We start from the raw sequence: 22,370 nt of genomic DNA, 5'->3' as shown, positions 1-22,370 counted from the left end.
ACAAGGCATCGTCTGGTGAAGACGGGATTGAGATTTGACTCAAGGTCCGAGTCGATGCTGCACTAAAGCAGGATACAAAACTTTTAGGGTTAACCTCACTGTCGTTCGATTTGCCGATTTTGCCTATGTGGAACCTGATTGCCCAAGACATTGCCCGCGCGACGGGTCAGTCGTTTGACTTGCAAGACCGCCGCAGCGTGGGTGGCGGCAGCATTAATCAGACCTTTCGGATTACGGATGGCGATCGCGACTATTTCCTCAAGCTGAATCAGGCAAGCCAATATGCCATGTTTGAAGCGGAGGCGTTGGGCCTGCGGGAAATGGCGGAAACGCAGACCATTCGAGTGCCGAAGCCAATTTGTTGGGGCACCGCCGAGGGCTCGTGCTACATCGTGATGGAGTATTTGCCGCTGGGCAATAGCAGTCGCGACTCGTGGTATCAAATGGGGCAAGATTTGGCCGCCATGCACCGCGTAACGAGCGATCGCGGGTTTGGCTGGCAGCGTGACAACACTATCGGCGACACACCCCAAAAAAATCCCTGGACAGACGACTGGGTCGAATTTTATGTCGAACATCGGCTGCGCTATCAGTTTCAACTCGCCAATCGGCGCGGCAACTTTCGGCGACAGGAGGAACTGATGGCAGCGGTGCCTTCACTCTTGGCAGGCCACACGCCTGAACCCTCCCTCGTGCATGGGGATTTGTGGTCGGGCAACGCTTCCGTGACTGTTGACGGCACCCCGGTGATTTTGGACCCAGCGACTTATTACGGCGATCGCGAAGTGGATATCGCCATGTCGGAGCTATTTGGCCGCTTTCCCCAACCCTTTTATGACGGTTACAACGCCACCTATCCCCTAGAGCCAGGGTACGAGACGCGCAAAATTCTTTACAACCTGTATCACATCATCAATCACTTCAACCTGTTTGGCGGGGGCTATGGCTCTCAGGCGCAGAGCATGATGGATCGTTTGTTGCGCTGACGACTAGGGCATGACAAACAGGGCGCTGGGCGAGCTGTTTGTCATGCCCGAAAGCACCCAATTATTGAGATGATGGACAAGTCGAGTTCTCGCAATGACCTCATGGAAACTCAAACCTGTCCGGTCTGTGGCGTCAAAATCTTAGTCGGTGTGGTGGGGGGCGATCGCGTCCAATTTTCCGCCGGACCTCCGGGCACCCGCGCTCGCCTCTGGGCCAGAGTTTGTAAATATGTCGATAAACCTGGCTGCATCAATCCCGACGGGGGCTCGCAAACGCCCACCAAAGATGATTACTACAAGCCCGATGTGCCGCGATAAAGTGTTGCAAATGTGATCAGCTTGTCGCGTTAGGGCTGCATTCTCACAAAGCTGAGCCATAATGACACAGGAAATCTTCCCGCAATAGAAATCTATGAAGTTATCGCGCTCCGCTAGTTCATGGGCATGGATGCCGCTCGCCGTAGCCTGCACCCTTGGCCTCACCGCTGTTAAAGCCCAGGCCCAGAACTCGGTTTATAGCCCTATTCCCCTGCCTAGCAATCGAGAAATCACCGATACCTTGTCTGATAACGACATTCCGACTGGGGTGGGCGGCTTTGCCCGAGATTACACCGTGCGGCTAGAAGATGGAGACCAAGTCGCGATCGACTTGATTTCTGAAGAGTTCGACACTTTGATTACCCTGCTCGGTCCCGATGGCACCACCGTGGGTGAGAATGACGATGGCCCCGACGGCACCACCAATTCTCTACTCTTTGCCCGCATCACCGAATCTGGGACCTATACGGTGCGAGTGCGTTCCTATGCCGGCCAGGGTTCAGGCGAATTTCTGCTTAAAGTCGCACGTCTACGCCCTATCGACTAGTAGCAGTTGCCCCGGGGGTGCATAAGCTAGGTGTGCTCTGAGGTGGGCAATGCTAGCGATCACCAACGTCCTCGCAAATTCGCCAATTTTCGAAAAAACGCTTGCTGTTGGTTCAATGGGTCTGTTATCTTAATCAAGCGCTCAAGTTTTGCGCTCAAGCCGGGATAGCTCAGCTGGTAGAGCAGAGGACTGAAAATCCTCGTGTCGGCGGTTCAAGCCCGCCTCCTGGCATTTGTTTGACATCAAATACTTAGCTTATTTGCTGCGGGTAGTTCATTGATCGCAGGGCAGTGACGTGCGTTGAGCATTGCCAGCAACAGCTAGCCATCAGGAAAACCGAAGATAGCTTGACCTGCTGCTTCGGCATTATTCTGTCGAACTGATGCTCAAGAAGGTTTGCCAGTCAGTCAGGGCGGTGGGATTGGATGGCTGACCTCGTTCCAATAAGACTAAACCGTTACGGGCATCAATCAAGCCATATTGACCGCTCTCGATCAGGTTATTGATCACGGGCACAAAGGTGTTGTAGCGATCGCGATCGCTGCCAAAGGCCACTTGATAGCGCCGCAGTCGCCCCAAGTCAACAGCGATGAACTGCACCGTTTCTGCCGTTCCTGCATCGTTCAAATATTCAATTCGGGGCATGCGCAAAATGGCCCGTCGTCCTGATAGGTGAGGCACGATGTAAGTGGATGCTGTAACGCTGGCCTCACGGGGAATCTGCGCCAATAGCTGATGAATTTCCCCCGCGCGTTGCCACTGTTGCGGCAAGGGCACGTAGACCAGGGGTTGATAGGAGTCGGGCAGAGCGAAGGAAAAGGTGCGACTGGGGTTGGTAAACGGCACCAGGATCAGCGAAATGATGAGGCAGAATCGCCAAAAGCGGCGGAAGTTGCGGGCGGGCGATCGCGGTGTTACTTGTTCTAGCGATCGCCCAAACCGTCGAAACCCCTGCCCTCGCCACCAAATAATCGCCCCGTAAAACATGCCGGGCACCACATTCAGGGCATAGCGAATGCTGGTATTGAGACCTGAGTTGCTTTCCGTCAAGGTCATTTTGAGCAGCGGGGGGCCAGACATCAGCCAGGTGGTCGGCGACAGCGCAGGGATGAAGGCCAAAGGAAGCCAGTGTCCGACCAGATATTCCAACGTGCCATCCAGCGGCGTCACCAGTTCTCGCAAGAGCAGTCCGGGCTGACTCACCATGGCCCACAAGACTTCCAACGTGGATGCCTCTTCGCTGTCGATATATTGACCAAACTCCTCAATCATGAATCGTTTGGAAATGTCGTCGGAGAAGATGGGCATGAAGACATTGGTGACCAGCACAAAATAGCCCACGCTGAGGGTACAGACCCCGGCCCCGATCCCCGGATGGCGGCGACTGGCCAGCAGATACGCTCCGACCCCAAAGAGGGGAATGGCGCTATCTTCGCGCACGGCCAAAATGGCTAGACACAGCAGCCCGAAGATGGCCCAGCGGCGATATTCCATCGCCAATAACAGGCCAAACATAAAGAGGGGAATCTGGCCCAAATCGTGAAAGTTAGCGAGGTAGGGATTGAGGACGGCGATCCCCCCATAAAAGCTCACCATGATTGCCAGCGACAGGCGATGTTCTAAATGCTTGCGGGCGAGAAAGTAGAGGAGGAGTCCCGCGATCGCCGCAAAGGCGGCTTGCAACACGGACAACGTCACCGGCGATGGAAACAGTCGGTAAATCGGCCACCAAAACAGCAGCGCCGGGGTGAAGTGTTGTCCTAAACGGCGATAGTCCACTCGGGGCAATTCCCCAGCGTGAATCACGTCCGTCGATAATTGCGATGACAGGGTGCTCTGAAAGAAGTTGCCGTGGGCGTTGTTCCAAAACACCTGGTTAAAGATGCCCTGGTCGTAGGAGGCGTAGTAGGTGAAATAGCGATGGAGCAGGAGCCCGGCGATGACCAAAAAGAAAGCCGCCGCAATCGCGACCACTCGCCTCAAATCTGCTTCCTTGCGCCAACTCAATAGCATCTTGCGAGCCCCGCCCTGCCAGTTTTAAAACTCTACTGCACCGTAGAATACCGCCTGTTTGCCTCACTCAGCATGATTTGGCGACGGCGATCGCCCCCAGGAACCTCAGCCTTGTCGTCTAGGATGAGAAAGGTTGAAATTTGGCAGCAGCATGGCGCGATCGCAACAGTCCTCTCAGGGCAATTGGCATCTGAAAAAGCTTGGAGAATATCTGCGACCCCATTGGCAGCGGGTGGCGCTGGGCGTTGTTGCATTGATGCTGGTCAATCTAGTCGGCGTGCGCATTCCCCTGCTGATTCGCGACGGCATTGACGAATTGCAGGTAACTTTTAGCTTTAATCGCATCACGTATTATGCGGTCGTGGTGCTGGTGCTGGCGTCGATCATGTGGGTAATTCGCATGGCGTCGCGCATCCTGATTTTTGGCGTGGGACGACAGGTCGAGTTTGACCTCAAACAGCGCATTTTTGAGCATTTGCTGGGCATGGAGCCGAGCTATTTCGCCACCAACACCATTGGCGAACTGATCAGTCGCGCCACCAGCGATGTGGATAATATTCGCCGCCTGTTGGGCTTTGCCGTGCTGAGTTTGGTGAACACCCTATTTGCCTACGCGTTCACGGTGCCGGTGATGCTGTCTCTGAGTGTGCGGCTGACGGTGGTGGCGCTGGTGGTCTATCCCGTCATGCTGATTTTGGTGCGGCTGTTTAGCGATCGCCTCCGCAACCAACAGCTCCGCGTACAGCAATCCACTTCTCGCCTCAGCGAGCTGATTCAAGAAGACCTGAGCGGCATTTCTCTGATCAAAATCTACGCTCAGGAAGAGAACGAACGCCGCGCCTTTGCGGAACTCAATGACAATTTGCTGGATGCCAACCTGACCCTAGCCCGCACCCGCAACACCCTGTTTCCCCTCTTGGGCGGACTAGCGAGCATTAGCCTGCTGCTGATTTTGGCGACGGGGGCGGGGGCGATCGCGGATGGTGCCCTGTCCGTCGGGGACTTTGTCGCCATGGTGCTCTATGTGGAACGGTTGGTCTTTCCTACGGCGCTGCTCGGCTTTACCATCACGGCCTACCAACGGGGCGAGGTCAGTATCGATCGCGTCGAGGCGATTCTCACCAGCCAGCCCAAAATCGTCGATGCGCCCTCTGTCCAGGCAGTGCCCAGTGACACCATTCGCGGGCAACTGTCGGCCCGTGACCTCACCTTTGCCTACCCCGACAGCAAAGCTCCGGCCCTTAACGGCGTTTCCTTCACCATTCAACCCGGCGAAACGGTGGCGATCGTCGGCCCCATTGGTTCCGGCAAATCGACCCTGGCGAATGCGCTGCCGCGCCTGCTGGATATTGCCCCCGGACAAATCTTCCTCGATGGTCAGGATATTACCGACATTCCCCTAGCGGACTTGCGGAAAGCGATCGCCTACGTGCCCCAAGAGAGCTTCCTGTTCAGCTCCACCATCAACAACAACATCCGCTATGGTGAGCCGCTGGCAGAATTGCCGGAAGTGCAGCACGCCGCCAAACTGGCCCAAATTGCGCCGGAAATCGACAACTTTCCGAAGCGATACGACACGATTGTCGGCGAACGGGGCATCACCCTCTCCGGCGGACAACGGCAGCGATCGGCCCTCGCTCGTGCCCTGATGATCGAGGCCCCGGTGGTTGTGCTCGACGACGCCCTTTCCAGCGTTGACAATCAAACCGCCACCGACATCCTCAACAACCTGAAAACCGGCACCCAAAACCAGACGGTGCTCTTTATCTCTCACCAGATGGGGGTGGCGGCGTTGAGCGATCGCATCATGGTGATGGATCAAGGCCGCATCGCCCAAATCGGCACCCACGACGAACTCGTCCGCCAGCCCGGTCTCTACCAACAACTCTGGGAGCAACACAAACTCGAAGAAGTGCTGTTGTAACGGTTTCAGGGGAAGGGCACCACTGCGGCCAGGACTCTAGTAATCTGCAGTCAGGTGCCAAGAGTCCAAAAGTTGAAAGCATGGGAATTGAATCCCAGTGTGGACAGCCGAGACGTCTTTCCTGGGGCAGGCAAGACGCCTGCCTCACAAAACTTGGATTGGATAGAATCTTGCTTCTTACTCTAAGCCCCCTGTTTTTCTGCCAAAAAGATGAACGGAGCTATCTGCACAACGCGATAGAACTCATCATGAATGCGGTTTTGCAATGAGCCGTAGCTTCAGGAAACGGTTCCCTGTCGGTTCAGCCGCGATGGTCAAGAGCCGTGTGAGCGAACCATCCCCTTCGATGCCCTCTGTCCATTGTTCGGTGCGGCGCGCGACGGCATGGAACATTGCGCGTACTTGCCGAATGGGTCTGACCAGAGCGTTAAAAAAACTGTGGATTTAGCCGCTGATGGGGCGCAACCCGGCACAATGAAAGCGTTCAATCGGGCTGACCACACGGCGTATGAGACGACGACAACTACTCGCTTGGGGACTCCTGGGAGTCTGTCTGGCCTTCCTGCTTAATCTGACGGGCTGTCAGGGGCAGTCATCTCCAGTGGGTGGCCCCAGTCGTCTGGTGATTGGTCTCGTCAGCTATGACACCGGGGCGGCTTCGGTGGATGCTTACACTCCCCTCAAAGACTATTTGAGTGAAGCGTTGGCGGCGCAAATCGAGCTAGAGCCAGTGTTCAATGAAATTCGGGCGGTTGAACAGATTCAGGCTCAAGCGTGGGATCTGGCCTTTGCGCCAGCGGGCTTGGCGGCGATCGCCGTCGAAGATGCCCAATACATTCCCCTATTTCCGCTCCAGGGCAGTCCCAACCAGCGATCGGTGCTGGTGGTGCCCACTGACAGCACCGCTGAGTCTTTGTCTGACTTGGCGAATGAAGTGATTGCCTTAGGGGAACCGGGTTCGGCCACTGGCTATTACTTACCGCTGTATGACTTGTACGGGTTAACCTTTGCCGAAATTCGCTTTGCCCCGACGCCCAAAACCGTTTTGGCATGGGTCGCCCAGGGCGACGTCGCCGCTGGGGCACTCTCAGAAGAAGACTATCAACAGTATCGCAACGAGTTTGGGGCGAATGCTTTGCGGGTGCTGCATGAGAGCCGCACAATCAACAATGGGGCGGTGTTGCTGAGCCCCGCGATCGATCGCAACCAGCAGCGCCTCATTGAGGACGCCATGCAGGCCGCTCCGGCCAGCGTCGCCTCGGATGCCGGATATATCGCCAACGCGGCCCCCCCGACCTTTGATCAACTGATTCAGCTGGTGGATAAAGTGCGCCCCCTGGAAGATCGTGTGCGAGAACAACCGGCGGTTTTGACGGTTCCGGGTGAAGCGGCAGCGGCAGAAGAACCGGAGCTGTAGCAGCGACCCCACAGGCACCATCAACCTCAAGGAAACGGACATCGCGCGGCGATAAGCGGCTGCATTGATGGATATTGGTTTATCAATCCGCACTCAGATACCGATGGCCCAAAAGTTTGAAGAATGGGCATTGCATCTCGGTTTGGACATCGGGAGAAAACTTGGTTTGATAAAATCCTGCTGCCTCAGCTTCTCGTTTTATTGTCATAGAGATGAACGGAGCTATCTGCACAACGCCAGATCGCACAACGCCAGATCTGCTGGCATTGGCAAATAAGTCGCCAGCTTGACTCAAGGCCAAAATTTGCACGGCGACGACATCAAGAACGTGTAATGCGATCGCCATCTCCCCCAATGTCATCCGTAAAATTCCATAAACCGGGCTCCATACTGACATCAATCACAGCGGCTTACGCTACGGTAGTCGTAAATTGATTAATAACTGCGACGGTTATGGGCTGGTGGCGATCGGAGTGACCGACACGCGGACCCAGTTTTTCAACTGTCCTACACACTTTGTAGGTAAATCGGCGGATCAGGGTTGAAGCATCTGAGTAGTAGTAGGACCTTCTGCATCGAGGGTCTGGCGACCGATGGCATATTTTTCCCAACTATATGAACTACCCGATACCTGATAACTCACAAGGACAGAGAACCCTCGCAGCGATCGTGTTGACCGATGCGGTGGGCTTTAGTGCCCGCATGTCGATTGATGAGGAAGACACCCTCAACCTGATTCATCGCGACTTGGGGCTGATGGAAACTTTGTGCCAGCAGTTTGAAGGACGGGTGATCAAATCTACGGGTGATGGCCTGCTGATGTGCTTTTCGAGTGCGGTGCAGGCGGTGAACTGTAGCTTAGAAATGCAGCATCAACTGGCGGCTGCTTATCAATCTGTAGCCCCAGAGCAGCGCCTCGAACATCGGATTGGCCTGCATCTCGGGGATGTTTTCTTTAAAGACGGCGACGTGATGGGCAATGGGGTCAATATTGCAGCCCGATTGCAGACCGAAGCGCATCCGGGGGGGATCTGCATTTCACAGATTGCCTATGACGTGGTGAAGTCGCGAGTTGAGCTGAACGCGACCTACGCAGGTCCCCTACAGCTCAAAAATATTCAGGAACCGCAACCGGCTTACCATATCGACCCGCACGAAAAAGCCGCGACCGATTCCAGCGCCACCTATCAAGAGCCGGTGGCCCCGGCAAGGCCGACTCAGCGAGAGTCGGGTGAGGTGGGTTCGCCCCGCAGCAAGTTGGGGCCAGGCAGCAAAGTCGGGGGGCGCTATGTGATTCAGCGGGTGCTCGGGCAGGGCGGGTTTGGCCGCTCCTATTTGGTGGAAGATTCCCAGCGGTTTGGGGAAGCGTGCGTCTTGAAGGAATTTTTTCCTCGTAATGCGTCGAAGCGATCGCTGCAAAAAGCCCTCGACCTCTTCAAGCGCGAAGCGAAAACGCTGTACCAGATTAATCACCCTCAAGTGCCCAAGTTTCTCGCGGGCTTCACCCAAGAACAACGCTTGTTTATTGTGCAGGAGTACATCGACGGCGTCACCTATTCGCACCTGCTCAAAGAGCGCAAGCGCAGTGGTCAGGCATTTTCTGAGCCGGAGGTAAAGCGCTGGCTGATCCACATGCTGCAAGTACTGGAATATCTCCACGGCTTGAATATCGTGCATCGCGACATCTCGCCGGACAATGTGATGTATTGCCGCGAGCGCGACTTGCCCATCCTCATTGACTTTGGGCTGGTCAACGATGCCATGAATGAGATTTTGTCGGGCGAAGTAGAGCAAGACGAAGATGCGCCGCGCACTGCCACGGTGGTGGGTAAATTTGGCTATTCCCCGCCGGAGCAAATTCAGTTGGGCCAATGCTTTCCGTGCAGTGACTTGTATGCCTTAGGGGTGACAGCGATCGTGATGCTCACCGGGCGCTATCCCCGCGAATTGATGGATCGCAATACGCTTGACTGGCAGTGGGAGCAGCATGTGGCGATCAGCTACTCATTTGCGATGTTGCTGCGCCAGCTGACCCACCGGCAGCCCCAGGAGCGGTTCCAGTCGGCACAAACGGTGCTCGAAGCGCTCACGCCACTACTTGGGGCGGAGGAAGTGAGCTCGCCTTTGCCGCAGTCGATGCTCACCATGACGCGCATTGATCTGTCTCCTGATCCTCAAGCGGCTCCGGAATTCAACGCGCCGATGCACATTCGTTCGAGTTCGTTGCTGCAAAATGAGGCGTTTGTCTCGCGCTGTCGGGAGGAACTAACCCGCTGCATCGGCCCCATGGCGACCCTCATCATTGAAGACGCGATCGATCAATATCCGGATGCCAGTCCCCATGAGTTGGTCGATATTTTGGCGTCACAACTATCTGACGGCAAGCAAGCCGAGCAGTTTGTCAGCAGCATTCATATCCCCAGTGCAGCGCCTAATCATTACAGTCAGGCGAGTGGTTCGGGCATGGGGCGATCGCCGGGCGCAACGAGTGCCGCTCATACCATGAGCCAAGGCCACCACCGCACTTCTGGAGTCACTACCGCCGCGACCCCCACCCCCAGCGGTAGCTCCACCATCAATGAAGAACCGGTCTCGGGCTTGAGCCCAGACTTTATCAAGCAATGTCAACAAGCACTGACCCGCTGTGTTGGTCCCATGGCAGCAATGCTGTTGGAAGATGCGCTGGCCGATTATGCACACTTACAACGGCCCGAATTTGTGGCTCAGTTAGCAGCTGAAATTCCTGATCCTCGCAAGGCACAGGAATTTCAACAGCAGTTATTGGGATAAGTTACTGGGATAGGTCGTTCGTTGAGGAACCGCTGCGTCGCCCCTCACGATAGCGTTCCAACCGCTTCATCGCCATTTGTAGGCTCAAGCGCATGCGGTTAAAGGCTTCCGCCAGTTTGCCCACTTCGTCTTGCGAGTCTTGGGTGAATTCTGCTTCGGTATCGCCCATGCTGACGGCCTCGGCCACCATGGCCATGCGGTTCAGCGGTCGCACGACTAAGCGCTTGAGCCAGAGATTAACCAGGACGATCGCCACCGCAAACGCCACAATAAAGATCCCTAAAATCAGCACTAAGGACTGTCTAGCGGCCTGCACAACCCGTTCGGCAGGGACGGAAATCATTTGTGCCCCCACGATTTCCTCCAGTTCCCAACCAAAGCCATTTTCGGAGCCGTAGCGCTCGATCATGCTGGCCGGGGCAGCGGCTGGGGTGCTGTGGCATTCCAGACAACTTTGCTGACCCACTTTGATGGGGCGAGCGATGTAATAAAGGTCTCCGGCTGGGGTGCTGCGAAAGCCACTCACTTCTGAAGCGTTGTTGGGATTGGCCCGAAAATTGTTGACGAGCTCGGCTTCGAAGGCATCGGCCTTATCCCTCAGATTGGTCGGGTTGAGGGTTGCTTCTTTGTAGAAAAAGTCGCTGTAGTTAGGGTTCAGGCGAAAGGTTTCAAACACCTCGCGAGCGGAATAAGCCGGCACACTTTCGGGGAGAAATTCTTCCTCCAGGCGATCGGCAATTTCGGGCTGCACATGCTCGCTGGTGTAACCGCGAATGGCGTTCATGGTCTCCATCAGCATGAGGGCATTGGTGGTGAGTTGGCCCTGCGTGCCGCGATTGAGTACTGAGGAGAGGGCGACTCCGCTGGCCAGCACGCCGCCTAAAAAGACCAGCGTCAGCAGGAGCGTAAATTTTTGACCGAGTTGTAAATTTTTGAGCTTATTCATAGGGGGCGACTACTCATTAGAGGACTCTGTAATGCAATACAAAAGCAATGATGAGATTTCGGGGAAATGACGACCCGAGCACCGTGCCATCGCGATCGCATGACAGTTGCGGGGGTTCGCCTAACTTTCCCGGCGGTAATAATTCTGATGTAGCACCCTGTTCAGCCTTCCCTTCAATCTACGCAAGGAGTGCTCAGAAGGCTCAAAAACTTTGCTTTCATTTCATGCGATTGCCGTTATCAACCAGGTCACAAATCGAGCGATCGCGGGGCTGTTCACTCTGCGGCAGCGAACGTCAGGCAGTCTTGGAGCGATCGCCATCCCATCCCTGCGTAGCGCGGGGAAATTTGCTCGGGATGCAAAATTTCCGCCAAAATCTCCAGCGAGTCCACCAGTCGCGGCCCCGGACGGTTGAAATACTGGTTGCCGTCGGTGACATACACGCGCCCAGTCTTGACCGCTCTGAGCAAAGACCAATAAGGATGATCGCGTAGCCCCTGACTCTCGCGGATCGTCGTCGCTATGTCATAGCCACAGGGCATCAAAATAATCACTTCGGGGTCAGTCTTGACGAGATCATTCCAGGTGATCCACGGGGAATGTTGGCCGACTTGCGCCAACAAGGGCCGTCCCCCCGCTAGCGACACCAGTTCGGGCACCCAGTTACCCGCCGACATCAGCGGGTCGGGCCACTCGATGCACACCACTGTGGGCCGATGGGAGGCCGTCGCTACTTGGGCTTGACAGTGATCAACGCGGGCTTTGAGGGCCGCGATCGCGGCTTCTGCCCGAGCCCCGCCAGCATCGCCGAGGAGCGCGATCGCCACCCGGCGAATATCAGCCCACACCTCTGCTAGCCGATTCGGTTGCAGCGATAGAATGTGCGGCGCAATCCCCGTCAGAGAGGCCACCGCCGCTTCCACCTCCGGCAGACTGACGGCACAAACTTCGCACTGGGCCTGGGTCAAAATGTGCGTCGGCTGCAATGCCTCCAGCACGTCGGTCTGGATTTGGTACACGCTCAGCGCCGATTGCAGCAACTCGGTGACGCGATCGTGAATTTCGCCGCTGGTGCCCTCGGGGTTGAACTTAGGGGCCGTGCAAGGGGGAAGCGCGGTCACTGCGGCGGGAAAGTCGCATTCATGACTGCGCCCCACCTGATACTCCGTCAGGCCGAGGCAGTGAATGATTTCGGTGGCACTGGGCAACAAAGACACAATTTTGAGCGGGGTCATGGCAGGGCACCTAAGTCAACAACTGAGACTTAATGACACTATATCGGCCCGGTTGATTTCTGGAAGTGTCAATCGGGGCTGGTATTGCTAGTCCGGTTCATGAGCATGGGCAATGGGAGCGGCGGGGCAGGGGAGCCAATGCATACTCGCCCAAGGGGTCGGGAAATTTGCCCACTCCTCAAAATGATGAAGAAGAAAAAGAAGACTGGCTGAGCGGGTAAGGGGACAGGGTGAGGGGACGGGTCCCTGTCGGATCAACCGAGACAGTCAGGAATAGCCCAAGGAACCCGTACCCTGGGTGTTACCCTGCAAGTTTCACAGTTCCCAGGGCAGGGGGGAATTATCAGTTGCGTCAGAGGGGGATGGGAGCGATCGCTGCGCCTCTAATCCCTGAAAGTCAAACAGCTGCGGATCGGCTAACTGGCTCTCGGAGACGTGCTGCAAGCTGCGAAAAATGGAGTCCACCCGCCCCGGCGATTCCCGCTCCCATTGAGTCAACATCTGCTTAATTTGTACTCGCTGGAGATTGTCTTGAGAGCCGCACAGGGTGCAGGGAATGATGGGAAACTCGCGCTGGCGGGCATAGCGAGCGATATCTTTTTCCGGGCAGTAGGCCAGGGGTCGAATGACAATGTGGCGGTGATCGTCTGTCAGCAGTTTGGGGGGCATGGCCTTCATCCGCCCGCCGTGGAATAGGTTGAGAAAAAAGGTTTCTACCAGGTCGTCGCGATGATGGCCCAGGGCAATTTTGGTCACCCCTTCTTCCGCCGCCACCCGATACAGCACGCCCCGCCGCAGTCGCGAACAGAGGCCACACATGGTCTTGCCTTCCGGAATGACCCGCTTGACCACGCTGTAGGTGTCTTGCTCCACAATGCGAAACGGCACGCCCAACTGGGTTAAATATTCCGGCAGCACATGGGCCGGAAAGTTGGGCTGCTTTTGATCCAGATTCACCGCTAGCAGCTCGAACTGCACGGGGGCACGGCGCTGCAAGCTCATCAGCATGTCCAACAAGGTGTAGGAATCTTTGCCCCCCGACAGGCACACCATGACTTTGTCCCCGTCTTGAATCATGCCGTAGTCTTCAATGGCTTTGCCCACTTGCGATCGCAGCCACGCCTGCAGTTTTTTGAACGTTTTGGAAGACGGGCGAGTGACGGGAGCAGCAGTCATGACCAGTGGTGAATATAGAGGACGACGTGAAAGATCATACCGATTCATTGTAGAGAGGGGCGATCGCTCTACTCAATCATCCCACCCTGCCACTCTGCCACCCTGCACCTCTGCGCCGCTTGCCCCCTGCTACAGTGCTACCCTAATAAAGCTGTTATTCCCCATCATCAATGCTGACTCTGCCCACCTTACTGGCTGCTACTGAACCCGCTGAAATGTGGTCTTTAGAGAAATTCGTTTGGGCAGACTATCGGATTGCAGTGCTCTTCACGGTGTTCTTGCCCCTCATTCTGCTGATCTGGGCCTTCGTGCAAAAAAATGAAAGCATCCAGCGGTTGCTGACGATCTACTGGCGGGTGGCGAGTTTGCTGATGATCACGGTGTATCTGATGATTGGTGGCCTGACTTTCAGCTTTCTCACGGGCCTGATGGCACGCATTCTCATTCCCCTCAGTTTATGGTTTTGGGAAGACCTCAACGAAGAGATTCGTGAGCAACCGAACTCCTTGCTACGCTTTGCCTTTGTGGCTTGGCGCTGGGCCGTCAGCGTCTACAGTTTGGCAGGAGCCGTGTTTTTCGCGTTTTATATTTCCTGTGCGTTTTCGCGCGCTCAATTTGCGGGGGCCGCTTGTCAAACTTGGTTGCAGCCTCCCTTGCTCTATAAAGAGATTCTCCATGGTGGCTATACCAATGGGTTTCTCGCATTCTTTGGGGTCGTCGGTCTGCTGATTTATCTGCTGGTGCTGGGTTACTTTGTCTTTGTGCGGCTCGGACGTCAGGGCCGTTCAGCGATCAACTAAAGTTAGGGCGATCGCCAATCACGACCATGCTGCCTATTCAACGACTCGAACAGTACACCTTTCGCTTTCCTGACGAAGTGTTGATGGTCAACGCCCAGGTGGATGGCGACGAAGATTTTGTGGTGGTGTTTCGCGGCTTCTCCAGCTCGTTAGTGAAGCCGACAGCAGCTGATCCGGAAGTTCCCGTTTTGTCTGAGGCGGCGATCATTGACACCATCGATCGCCTACAAAGTCCCTACACCCCCGACAATCCGCAGTATCTGGAACGCGACATTCCCTGGGCTGACTTTAGCGATCGCCTGACCCAACTCGGTTTATGAGAGCGATCGGCTCAATAGCCAAAAACCCCAGTTTCTTCGAGAAATCGGGATTTCAAACAGCCGAAAAGGTTTGCTTATAAGACATCTTGCCAAGCGGCGGCATCATTGTCGCAAGTATCATCTTCAAAGGACATGACTCCACCGAGTATCGTCGTGACCACGGCACAGGACTGAATGCCGTCATTATTGGCAGGATTGATTTTAACGACAAAGGGTAATTCTTGGGCGGTGGTATTGGCTGGCCCTAGTCTCACCATGCCCTGATAGTCAAAGGTTATGGCGGTGGTCGCTTCGGGGTCGCCGCCCGGTGCCACAGAGGGAGAGCTGGCATCTAGAGTAATCATGCCGTCCCGTAGCTCATTAGGGCCAAGCCTTTCTTCAAAGCCATCAACTGTGGCAATATCTGCACCTGCCGCAATCGGCCCAACCACTGTGGTGACAGTGGGCAACGTCTCGGCTTCGTCAATGCGGACGGTGACCTGAGTGCGCTGAGCGATCGCGTCTTGCTGAGCCTGTTTAAGCACTTGCACAAGGTCGGATTCAACAGCGCGGACGCGCTGGCGGGTGGCGTAGGCTAGCCAACTGGGGGCCGCGATCGCGGCCAAGATCCCGACAATAATAACCACCACCAAGACTTCTAGGATTGTGAATCCGGCTTCTGATGGCTTGTGTTTGGACGACAGGAGAAACATGTTAACTACCAAGACAAAGACTGTTTGAAGCAAGAGATCGGGCACCCTGAATCAGTCGCCGGTAACGCGTTTTTCGATAACGCCTCGAACCAGGACCTCTGATTGCAGAGCTGGCAACTTACTGGATTCACTCGAAGCGGCAGTCGCTGGACTTTGTTCGATATTGCCGGTTAGGTTAATAATCAAGCTTTGACTGAGACTACCTACCCGTACATCTTGTCCGTCAATCTGATCAATGTCATCGCCGATGCGAGCGCAGACATAAAAGCTATTGAGCGGATCTTGAGTATTGTCGATTTCTGGCACTCGAAGATATGCGCCTACATCCGGGCAATCTACCCAATCAGCTGCAGCATCAGTTAAATCGACATGATCAGTGAGTACCTGAGCATTGCCTTCAGGTGGCCCGTTGATGACGACCCAGTCGGCAAATGAGCCATCGTCAGCATTGGGATTATCAATACTGGGGTCATCGTAGCCAACCGTTTGCAACAGTTCTTCTACGTCGCTGTATTTAGGCAACTCATAGCGAATAATGCGAGCTGGCCCTTCCCAGATTCCCGTCTCGTCGTTTTCCGCAATCAGATAAATCACTAGGCTGTAGGCGCTCTGGCGAATCTTTAATGTGCTGCATTCGCTCTCTCTATCTCCGTCAAACTCGGCAATGCAACCGTCTGGGTCATTTTCGTTGTAAGGGGCGGGATTGGCGGGTAAATCACCCATATCAATCGGGTCGAGTCGCCAAAACGCGAGGACCGGAGTAGCCCCTGCTGGCCATCTGGGATCGCCCTCCACTTCAGTGGCAATCCTAGTAACTTGTGCCGGATCAGCATATACATAATCCGCTTCGCCCACATCACTTGCCATATATGCCAAAGCTCGACGCATGTCTTGTTGCGTTATGGTCAACACTTCTTCGCGCTTACTCACTTTGAGGAGCTCAAGCACTAAAAAGAGCATCGACGAAACAATGATTGCCCCTACGATAATCGACACGAGCAACTCAATCAGGGTGAAGCCGCATTGTTGACTCGGGGGAGTCGGGGCACACAGTCTATGCAGATGGCGTTTAGCGGATTTGAAAAACATGGGCGACGACACCTCGTGAGACATCATATTTAGCTTTATTCGCAGCCAAGGGGCTTATCATCATCTGCTGTCGTTGTGCCCCCAGCTGCATCATCGAAATCAATGTAATTGCAAAAAGCTGTCCCCTCAGCGGTAACGAAGGCCGTGGAGTATAACGCGGCCATGGGCGCTCTCACACGCTCTCCCTGACTGCTGGTCAAGCCCAAAGAACCTTCATTGATGCCGAGATTGTCGCCGTCGACAATGGCTTGATAGTCATAGACGCGAACGCCGATGTAAAACCCCCGCTCCACATCCGGGGCTTCTACGCGGAACCGCTGAACCGCAAAGTCGGCATCATCTGGATCGGTGGGGTCATCAGTGGGGTCGACAAACACAGCAATTGTTTGAGTTGGCTGATCAAAATCAGCGCTGACATCGGCAGGCAAAATTGGCACGGCGGGAGCGGTCGGGGCTGGCACCTCAGTGATGGTAGACCCTGCTGCTGTGGGCAAGGGATTGGCCGGGGGAGGAGAGGTCGCCGCTGGGTCTAAATCTCTCAAGGCATCGGCACGATCGCCCCCTTGTTCGAGGATGACTCGGACGCGGTCAATTTCTCCCTGCGCCACAGCAAGTGCCTGTTCAGCTTTTTGACTTTGCACCCGTGTCGCTACCGATAACACCAACACTGGCGTGATGGCAGCCCCAATCATGCCGACCACCACAATGGCAGCTAAACACTCCAATAGCGTTAGCCCAGCTACGCTCGCTTGATTGGCGGTTAACCCGTTTAAGGGCATCACTGGTGGTCGATGTATTGGGCGGAAATGTCGTCGAGCCCAAGGTATGTTCATGGGTTTGCTCCTCGATAAGACTCAGTAGAAGGCCAGTCACAGTCACTATGGGCAGTCAAACAGTGGGTCACCATTGGCATTGGTCAACACCACGTCACCGTCCGTATCGACAGCACATTTCAGTTGCTCGATGTAGGGGTCATCAGCCGGAATCTCGCGATAGTACTCGCTGCGGGCATTGCCCAGGCTGACAAAGCGGCGGGCTGCTGCCGACGGCGGCACATACAAAAGGCCCACATCATAGCCCCAACGTCGATTAGGAGCCTCGTAATAATCAATATCCTCTCGGTTGACCGTATTTTGACCCGGTTCGAAGGCTTCTTGCTCATAAGGCCCAGTTCCTGCGGTTGAGAAGTTGAGCTGGAGGAACGCCCCCTGAATGTTGACATTCTTGTCGACCCAGTCTTCTAAGAAGCGGGGATAGTTATGCAAGCCGCCATAGCCTTGTCTCGGACGCCGGGGTACGATGCCGCTGACGAAGATCGCGTTGACGTAGATATCGTCTTGAACGGGTACCTGCACGTTATTGCCCCGGTTGTTGCCATCGTTGTGCTCGATCCAGCCGCGGTCGGCGGTGTCGTCGGTGGTGAATTGGTCATAAAAGGGCCTGACCGTATTGGCAGCATTTCCCGTCCAGTAGTAAACGCCGTTGCGATCAATCCACAAGGGTGAATTCGGATCGTCAGGGTCTTCTTGCACCCACCAGTTGGCAAGGGGCCGATCGCCATTCAAGTCGGGACGGGTCTGATTGGTGTAAGAGGTCATATTGGCTGCCTGACCATCTCTGATCGTCACCATGTCCGAAATCGCCCCGTCTCTAAAACTGTTGGACAAGATGCTCATAGAGTCTGACAACACCTCAACGGGGCGCCAATGGTCGGCACTTAAGTTAGCGAAAGTGTCGGTATTGAGGGTTTCACGATTGCCACCGTAGAAATCGTTGAAACCAAACGCCCCGCCCAAGATAGTTTCGTCAAACTCTTCTAGCAAGTTAGTGACGCCGCCATCGCTGCTGTGGGGGTTAAAGTTGCCCAAGATGTAGACGCTATTGTCGGTCACAAAGGTCATACCGACTCTGCGAGCATCATCGGCATCTGGGTCGCCGCCGCTAAAGTCAGCCGGATCACCGCTGAGGGTGCGAAGGCGGAAACCATAGGAACGCCGATCACCATCGGGAATGAAATCGACGGGTTTGAGGCTAATGCCCTCATCGGTAAGGGGCGGATCTTGGGCCTCCTCAGCAAAGTTCATCAAACAAGCAGGCTCTCGTTCGAGGGCAAAGATCAGGTCTTCACCGGTATCGGCCTCCATACAGTCCGTAAAGGTGACGCCCGAGGCTTGGGCCCGGACAATTTCGTCTTCGCGGACGGCATCTTCGCGGAAGGCGTAGACAACGCCTTCGGCTCGATTGGTGATATCAGCCGAGAGCCAGTAGTCGCCACCATCTGTGGTGTTGCCGATCAAAGCCTCTAAGTCGATATCCAAGACGCGAATATTGAGCAATTCGCGGCCATCGAACATTCCTTTATCAAGGAAGGGCACATCGTAGCCTATGGCACCCAAGCTAATGCGGAAGGGCTGAGCATCCGGATCGTTGAGTTCGGTTTGGACGGTGGTATCAATCGGAAGTACCCAATTGCCCACTACATCGACCGGAGCGGCAGCAATGTCACTGACGTCTTGGGGGACAGCTGGCACTTCAGGATCAGCTCCACTAGCCGGAGTGCCGGTATCGATAATTTTGTAACGATCTGCGCCATCGTTAGTGTCTCTGACGTACTCGTTATCAATGTACTCTTCTGCCCCAGCCGGTTGGGTATGGTCAAAGCCACCGGAGTTAGCCCCCCCATGGCCATGATCAACGAGCGGGAAGAGGTAGTACAGCGAGGGATATTTGGTGTCAAGCTTAGTTGAGCAGAACGCTACTGCTAGACCAATTTTCTTAGTTGCTTTACCAACTCCTGAACCACCAATCCCGGTAAAGATGTCCGGGTCACAAGTTGAGGAATACTTCTTGTCTCTGGTTTGAGCAGCATCGCCAGGTAACGTGACTGATTCATTGGCATCCCACTGCACCTGGTCTCCTGGCTCTAAACCAAGACCTGACGGAATGGGGCCGCGAACAAATCCTAATGCTCTGTCTCTCAGAATTTGGTAGCCGCCAATAAAGCTCTGAATTTTTTGAACATCGGTTAAAGCCGTAGCCAGGCGAGTCGCATTGTTGCTGTTCTTGGCTATGTAAGCCCGAATGAAATCTTCTGGAGTGAACTGGTCGTAGTAATCTCTTTCATCGCAGCCCTCTTCAAAATCTTCGGAATCTGTATCAGCAACGTCGATACAGGTGTTACCCGTTGTCCCAGTGTGATTAGGATCGACCCAGTCATCTCTTTCTGGAATCCCTGGTGTCAAGATAATTGGCTCATTAGGATACAGCGGATGAGTGGCTGGGAAAGTGTCGTAAGTTGCGCCTACAAGATCACTCAGATCATCAGGACTACCAGGGTTTATGAATTTCCAGAATTGCTCTCCAACGTCCGTAAGATTCTCCCCTGCCACAGACTCGTACTCGGCGATGGCTGTATCGACGTTGTAAGCCAATAGGCTAATCGTGCAGGCAGCACTATGTAGCGTCGTTTTGTCAGCCACGCTGAGATCGTCGTAGGTGAAAGTCGTGGTTGTGTTATCGAGGTAGTCATCAAAAATGCGGCGCAGGTTTGACGCATCGCCCCACATGCTCATGTAAGGAGCCGGATGCACTTGGCCGTAGTTAGTGACCGTAATGGTATCGGCAGGGTCTGTCGAGTCCGGATCGTCCACCTCCTCAGTGGTGGTGGTTTCTTGCACAGGACTGAACGAAGGCGCACCACCTAGGGGATCGCCAGCAAAGTAAGCCCAATTACGCAGTGCTTTGCCGAGCGGGTCATCCTCATCTAACTGCGTCTTAAATTCATCTTCGGTGTCATAGTCAGCGGGAAATCCAAACTCCAAACCGTTAGTGCCGTTACCCGTAAAGAAATCGGCCTTTAACTCGCCCGATACGGGGTAGTTGTTAAAAGTGCGGCTGTTGATGATGGTTTGTTCTGTACCGGGGTGGGCGGTAGCCGCCATACAAGCCGCCGGAAACCTGCCATCGTTGATTTGGTAGTGGTAGACCACCATGCCCTGCACAGCGGCCAGGTTATCGCGCAGTGACTTGCGGTGGAGCTGCTCATTAGGCCCGCCAATCCGAGTGTTGGCCGTGTAGTCAAGATCTTTGGGCGGGTATAGAGGGTCGCCTACCGAAGCTGCTGGTAGCGTATAAGCGGCATACTCAGGAGTCGGGTCATAGCCCCAGCCGTTGGCATTTCCCAGTTCCAGCCGTTGTCCCACGACGATTCGCATCCCCGTTCGGACGGCCTGACGCTCCCAATAGCCGTCTAAACCATCAACCGAATTGGTCAGTCTGGCGTCAGTGGCGGCATCGTAGTCGGTATTCGTCGTGTCTTCAATATCATCCCCAATCGAAATGTTTGGCAACGTGGTGATGTCTAGCGTGGGGTCGGTGGCATCGTAGCGAGGTTTTGGTCCCCAGCGATCGTCGGCCCGAAAGAAGTCGTCTACAAACGGTCGGGAAACAGAATCGTTAATAATGCGTGCACCATTCACGAAATTACTGTTTTCCCAAGCCCCAGGGCGGGTCCAAGTAGTGGGGTCGACGTGTGATTCTTGGTCTTGGGCGAACAAAATCAGCGGATTCATGGCCACCTCTGAGGGCAACCCGCCGTTCACTGAGTCGTTATTTTGAGTCAGGTTTTGTCTATTGGGCGGATCATCATCAGTGGAGAAGATATGCACCGGTATACTGGCGCCAGTGTAAGCGTTGTCACGTGTGGAAGCGATGATTGCCTGCCCCTGAAAGTCTCCCAGGGTACCCGCTTCAGCTGCGTTGGGGTCGCCCACCAAAATGCCATCAACGCCGTCATTATTAAATTCACCGAGGGTGATTTCTGATGATTCTTGACTGTAGACACAAGATTTTTCTGAACTCACCATGAAAGGCTCGATGCGGCCATTTAGCACAATGTTGCCGTCGGCGTGCATCGCCCCATTCCAGTTGAAGGGTTGACCAGGGTGCAGTTCGAGGTCGTAACGGAACCAAGCGCCCCACTTATTGGCTCTAGCGGCAATGCGGGACTGCTGAAATTCCAAGGTTTCGATGCTTTGAGTCCGCCCGCGACTGGGCACGACCAAAGCGTTGACCTGAAAGTTCTTTTGCAGGTTGGCGTTATCGCCAGCCGACACAATTTGCCAACCGCCTTCAGCGATCGCTGCTTTACATAAAGGAGTCGCCTCTGTAGTAGCCAGCGGCCCAGTCCGAGTCACCAGGGCTTCTGCCTTAGCTGCGTCATCGGCATCCGTCATGAAAACAGCATCGTCATCATCAAACGGGGTCGCGCCCGGCCCCTGGTCATCCAGGATTAATGAATAAATAACTTTTTCGTTGATGCCGTCGCCGTCTACATCTTGCCCAGAGTCGAAGATCCAAGCGTTGTCTAAGGTGCCATCGCGGTTGATGTCAAGACGATCTTCACCTGGCAACGTGTAAGGATCTTCAAGCGGATCGCCATCAACCGCAGAGAGGTTAGCGACCAACGGCACTGGGGGATCTTCGTCTTCGTTGAGCAAAACCCGAGAGCCTTCGGGCAGCAACATATCGGAAAGGCGATCGCTCGGCGGCACCCCGCTGGGAATGCGGTTGTCTTGCTGAAAAAGAAATTCGATTTTTGCTCTCGCCCGATCAATTGCAGGCGTCGCCGCATTGTAAACAACTTGCTGTTGGCGCTGGGTGATAACCTGGCTGCTGCGGCTAAACGTGCGATAGGTGAGCGCGGTCGCGGTCAGCGTCACCATTAACAACAGCAACAACGTCGTCGGAAAGACAAAGCCCGCTCGGGCCGTGGAGCGGTGTCGCCGCCCGCTAAACCACCAAAGCGAACGAAAAACGCCCTTCATAAATTGCTTAAACAAGCGCTGGGCGCGACTCGATTTCCGGGAGGTGTGACGATTAGGCATCATGTTGGCTCACCCTATTAGCAAGTCCGAGATATATCAAAGAGTTCACTGCGAAAATCGCTGGCAGCCCCTATGGTAGCTAACCAGCGCAAAAAGTATCCGGCAATGACTCAGCGTGTGAAATCCTGTAGATGGGAGTGAGACTAGCGTTGACAAAAGCTACTCACCGTACCGTAACCCTGAAGAATCTTAGCGAATCTTTTACAAATTGCCACCTTTTGTAAGGGCGACG

17 protein-coding genes and 1 tRNA gene are annotated in these 22,370 nt (G+C 54.8%); 9 read left to right on the top strand and 9 right to left on the bottom strand.

Translation table 11 applies throughout. The features are described from left to right. Nucleotides 1-125 precede the first annotated feature (125 nt). The 4 genes from DYY88_RS18990 to DYY88_RS18975 all read left to right on the top strand — a co-directional run bounded on the left by DYY88_RS18990 (nt 126) and on the right by DYY88_RS18975 (nt 2,082). A complete protein-coding gene (locus DYY88_RS18990) occupies nt 126-986 on the top strand; it encodes a fructosamine kinase family protein (RefSeq protein WP_039725442.1) in 861 nt (286 codons plus the stop codon). Between the two features lie 102 nt (nt 987-1,088). Further along, nucleotides 1,089-1,304: an NblD family protein gene (gene nblD, locus DYY88_RS18985; protein ID WP_039729320.1), complete on the top strand. Its 216-nt coding sequence runs from the start codon at nt 1,089-1,091 to the stop codon at nt 1,302-1,304. A gap of 130 nt (nt 1,305-1,434) precedes the next feature. Then, on the top strand, nt 1,435-1,851 hold the full coding sequence (locus tag DYY88_RS18980) for a PPC domain-containing protein (protein ID WP_039725441.1): 417 nt from the start codon (nt 1,435-1,437) through the stop codon (nt 1,849-1,851). A gap of 158 nt (nt 1,852-2,009) precedes the next feature. Continuing rightward, nucleotides 2,010-2,082, top strand: a tRNA-Phe gene (locus DYY88_RS18975). Nucleotides 2,083-2,217: 135 nt separating this feature from the next. Here DYY88_RS18975 and DYY88_RS18970 read toward each other — a convergent pair. Continuing rightward, complete coding sequence (locus tag DYY88_RS18970; RefSeq protein ID WP_039725440.1) at nt 2,218-3,864, bottom strand: DUF2079 domain-containing protein; 1,647 nt, start codon at nt 3,862-3,864, stop codon at nt 2,218-2,220. 133 nt (nt 3,865-3,997) lie between these two features. On the opposite strand from DYY88_RS18970, the gene DYY88_RS18965 reads away from it, so the two are divergent. Next, nucleotides 3,998-5,788, top strand: coding sequence for an ABC transporter ATP-binding protein (locus tag DYY88_RS18965; protein ID WP_367889309.1), 1,791 nt, complete (start codon nt 3,998-4,000; stop codon nt 5,786-5,788). 508 nt (nt 5,789-6,296) lie between these two features. Then, entirely contained in the window at nt 6,297-7,205 is a 909-nt protein-coding gene (locus DYY88_RS18960) for a phosphate/phosphite/phosphonate ABC transporter substrate-binding protein (RefSeq protein WP_039725439.1), read from the top strand. Between the two features lie 82 nt (nt 7,206-7,287). On the opposite strand, the gene DYY88_RS18955 is transcribed toward DYY88_RS18960, so the two are convergent. Then, nucleotides 7,288-7,551, bottom strand: coding sequence for a hypothetical protein (locus tag DYY88_RS18955; protein WP_130199521.1), 264 nt, complete (start codon nt 7,549-7,551; stop codon nt 7,288-7,290). Nucleotides 7,552-7,820: 269 nt separating this feature from the next. On the opposite strand from DYY88_RS18955, the gene DYY88_RS18950 reads away from it, so the two are divergent. Further along, a complete protein-coding gene (locus DYY88_RS18950; protein ID WP_072041290.1) occupies nt 7,821-9,995 on the top strand; it encodes a DUF8082 domain-containing protein in 2,175 nt (724 codons plus the stop codon). A 1-nt stretch (nt 9,996) separates the two neighbouring features. On the opposite strand, the gene DYY88_RS18945 is transcribed toward DYY88_RS18950, so the two are convergent. The 3 genes from DYY88_RS18945 to ttcA form a co-directional block, all read right to left on the bottom strand. Further along, complete coding sequence (locus tag DYY88_RS18945; protein ID WP_039725437.1) at nt 9,997-10,941, bottom strand: c-type heme family protein; 945 nt, start codon at nt 10,939-10,941, stop codon at nt 9,997-9,999. A gap of 275 nt (nt 10,942-11,216) precedes the next feature. Continuing rightward, the gene (locus DYY88_RS18940) at nt 11,217-12,176 is read right to left on the bottom strand and encodes a cobalamin-binding protein (protein WP_039725436.1); all 960 of its coding nucleotides are present in this window, start codon (nt 12,174-12,176) and stop codon (nt 11,217-11,219) included. Between the two features lie 315 nt (nt 12,177-12,491). Then, nucleotides 12,492-13,352, bottom strand: coding sequence for a tRNA 2-thiocytidine(32) synthetase TtcA (gene ttcA / locus DYY88_RS18935; protein ID WP_039725435.1), 861 nt, complete (start codon nt 13,350-13,352; stop codon nt 12,492-12,494). 170 nt (nt 13,353-13,522) lie between these two features. Here ttcA and DYY88_RS18930 point away from each other — a divergent pair, with 170 nt between their 5' ends. Together DYY88_RS18930 and DYY88_RS18925 are read left to right on the top strand one after the other, a co-directional pair. Then, nucleotides 13,523-14,152, top strand: coding sequence for a DUF3177 family protein (locus DYY88_RS18930; protein ID WP_236146299.1), 630 nt, complete (start codon nt 13,523-13,525; stop codon nt 14,150-14,152). Between the two features lie 26 nt (nt 14,153-14,178). Then, the gene (locus tag DYY88_RS18925; RefSeq protein ID WP_039725434.1) at nt 14,179-14,472 is read left to right on the top strand and encodes a DUF7734 family protein; all 294 of its coding nucleotides are present in this window, start codon (nt 14,179-14,181) and stop codon (nt 14,470-14,472) included. A gap of 74 nt (nt 14,473-14,546) precedes the next feature. Here DYY88_RS18925 and DYY88_RS18920 read toward each other — a convergent pair whose 3' ends face one another. From DYY88_RS18920 to hpsA, 4 genes are read right to left on the bottom strand one after another with little or no spacing between them, the layout of a single operon-like run. After that, entirely contained in the window at nt 14,547-15,164 is a 618-nt protein-coding gene (locus DYY88_RS18920) for a pilus assembly FimT family protein (protein ID WP_039725433.1), read from the bottom strand. 51 nt (nt 15,165-15,215) lie between these two features. Continuing rightward, on the bottom strand, nt 15,216-16,253 hold the full coding sequence (locus DYY88_RS18915) for a PilW family protein (protein ID WP_044150955.1): 1,038 nt from the start codon (nt 16,251-16,253) through the stop codon (nt 15,216-15,218). A 35-nt stretch (nt 16,254-16,288) separates the two neighbouring features. Then, a complete protein-coding gene (locus DYY88_RS18910) occupies nt 16,289-17,086 on the bottom strand; it encodes a PulJ/GspJ family protein (protein ID WP_152624650.1) in 798 nt (265 codons plus the stop codon). 45 nt (nt 17,087-17,131) lie between these two features. Next, nucleotides 17,132-22,141 (bottom strand): hormogonium polysaccharide biosynthesis protein HpsA, encoded by a 5,010-nt coding sequence (gene hpsA / locus DYY88_RS18905; protein WP_039725430.1) that lies wholly within the window; start codon nt 22,139-22,141, stop codon nt 17,132-17,134. Between the last annotated feature and the right edge of the window lie 229 nt (nt 22,142-22,370).

The organism is Leptolyngbya iicbica LK, assembly GCF_004212215.1.
GTDB lineage: Bacteria > Cyanobacteriota > Cyanobacteriia > Phormidesmidales > Phormidesmidaceae > Halomicronema > Halomicronema iicbica.
This window is presented reverse-complemented; position numbering and strand designations above follow the sequence as displayed.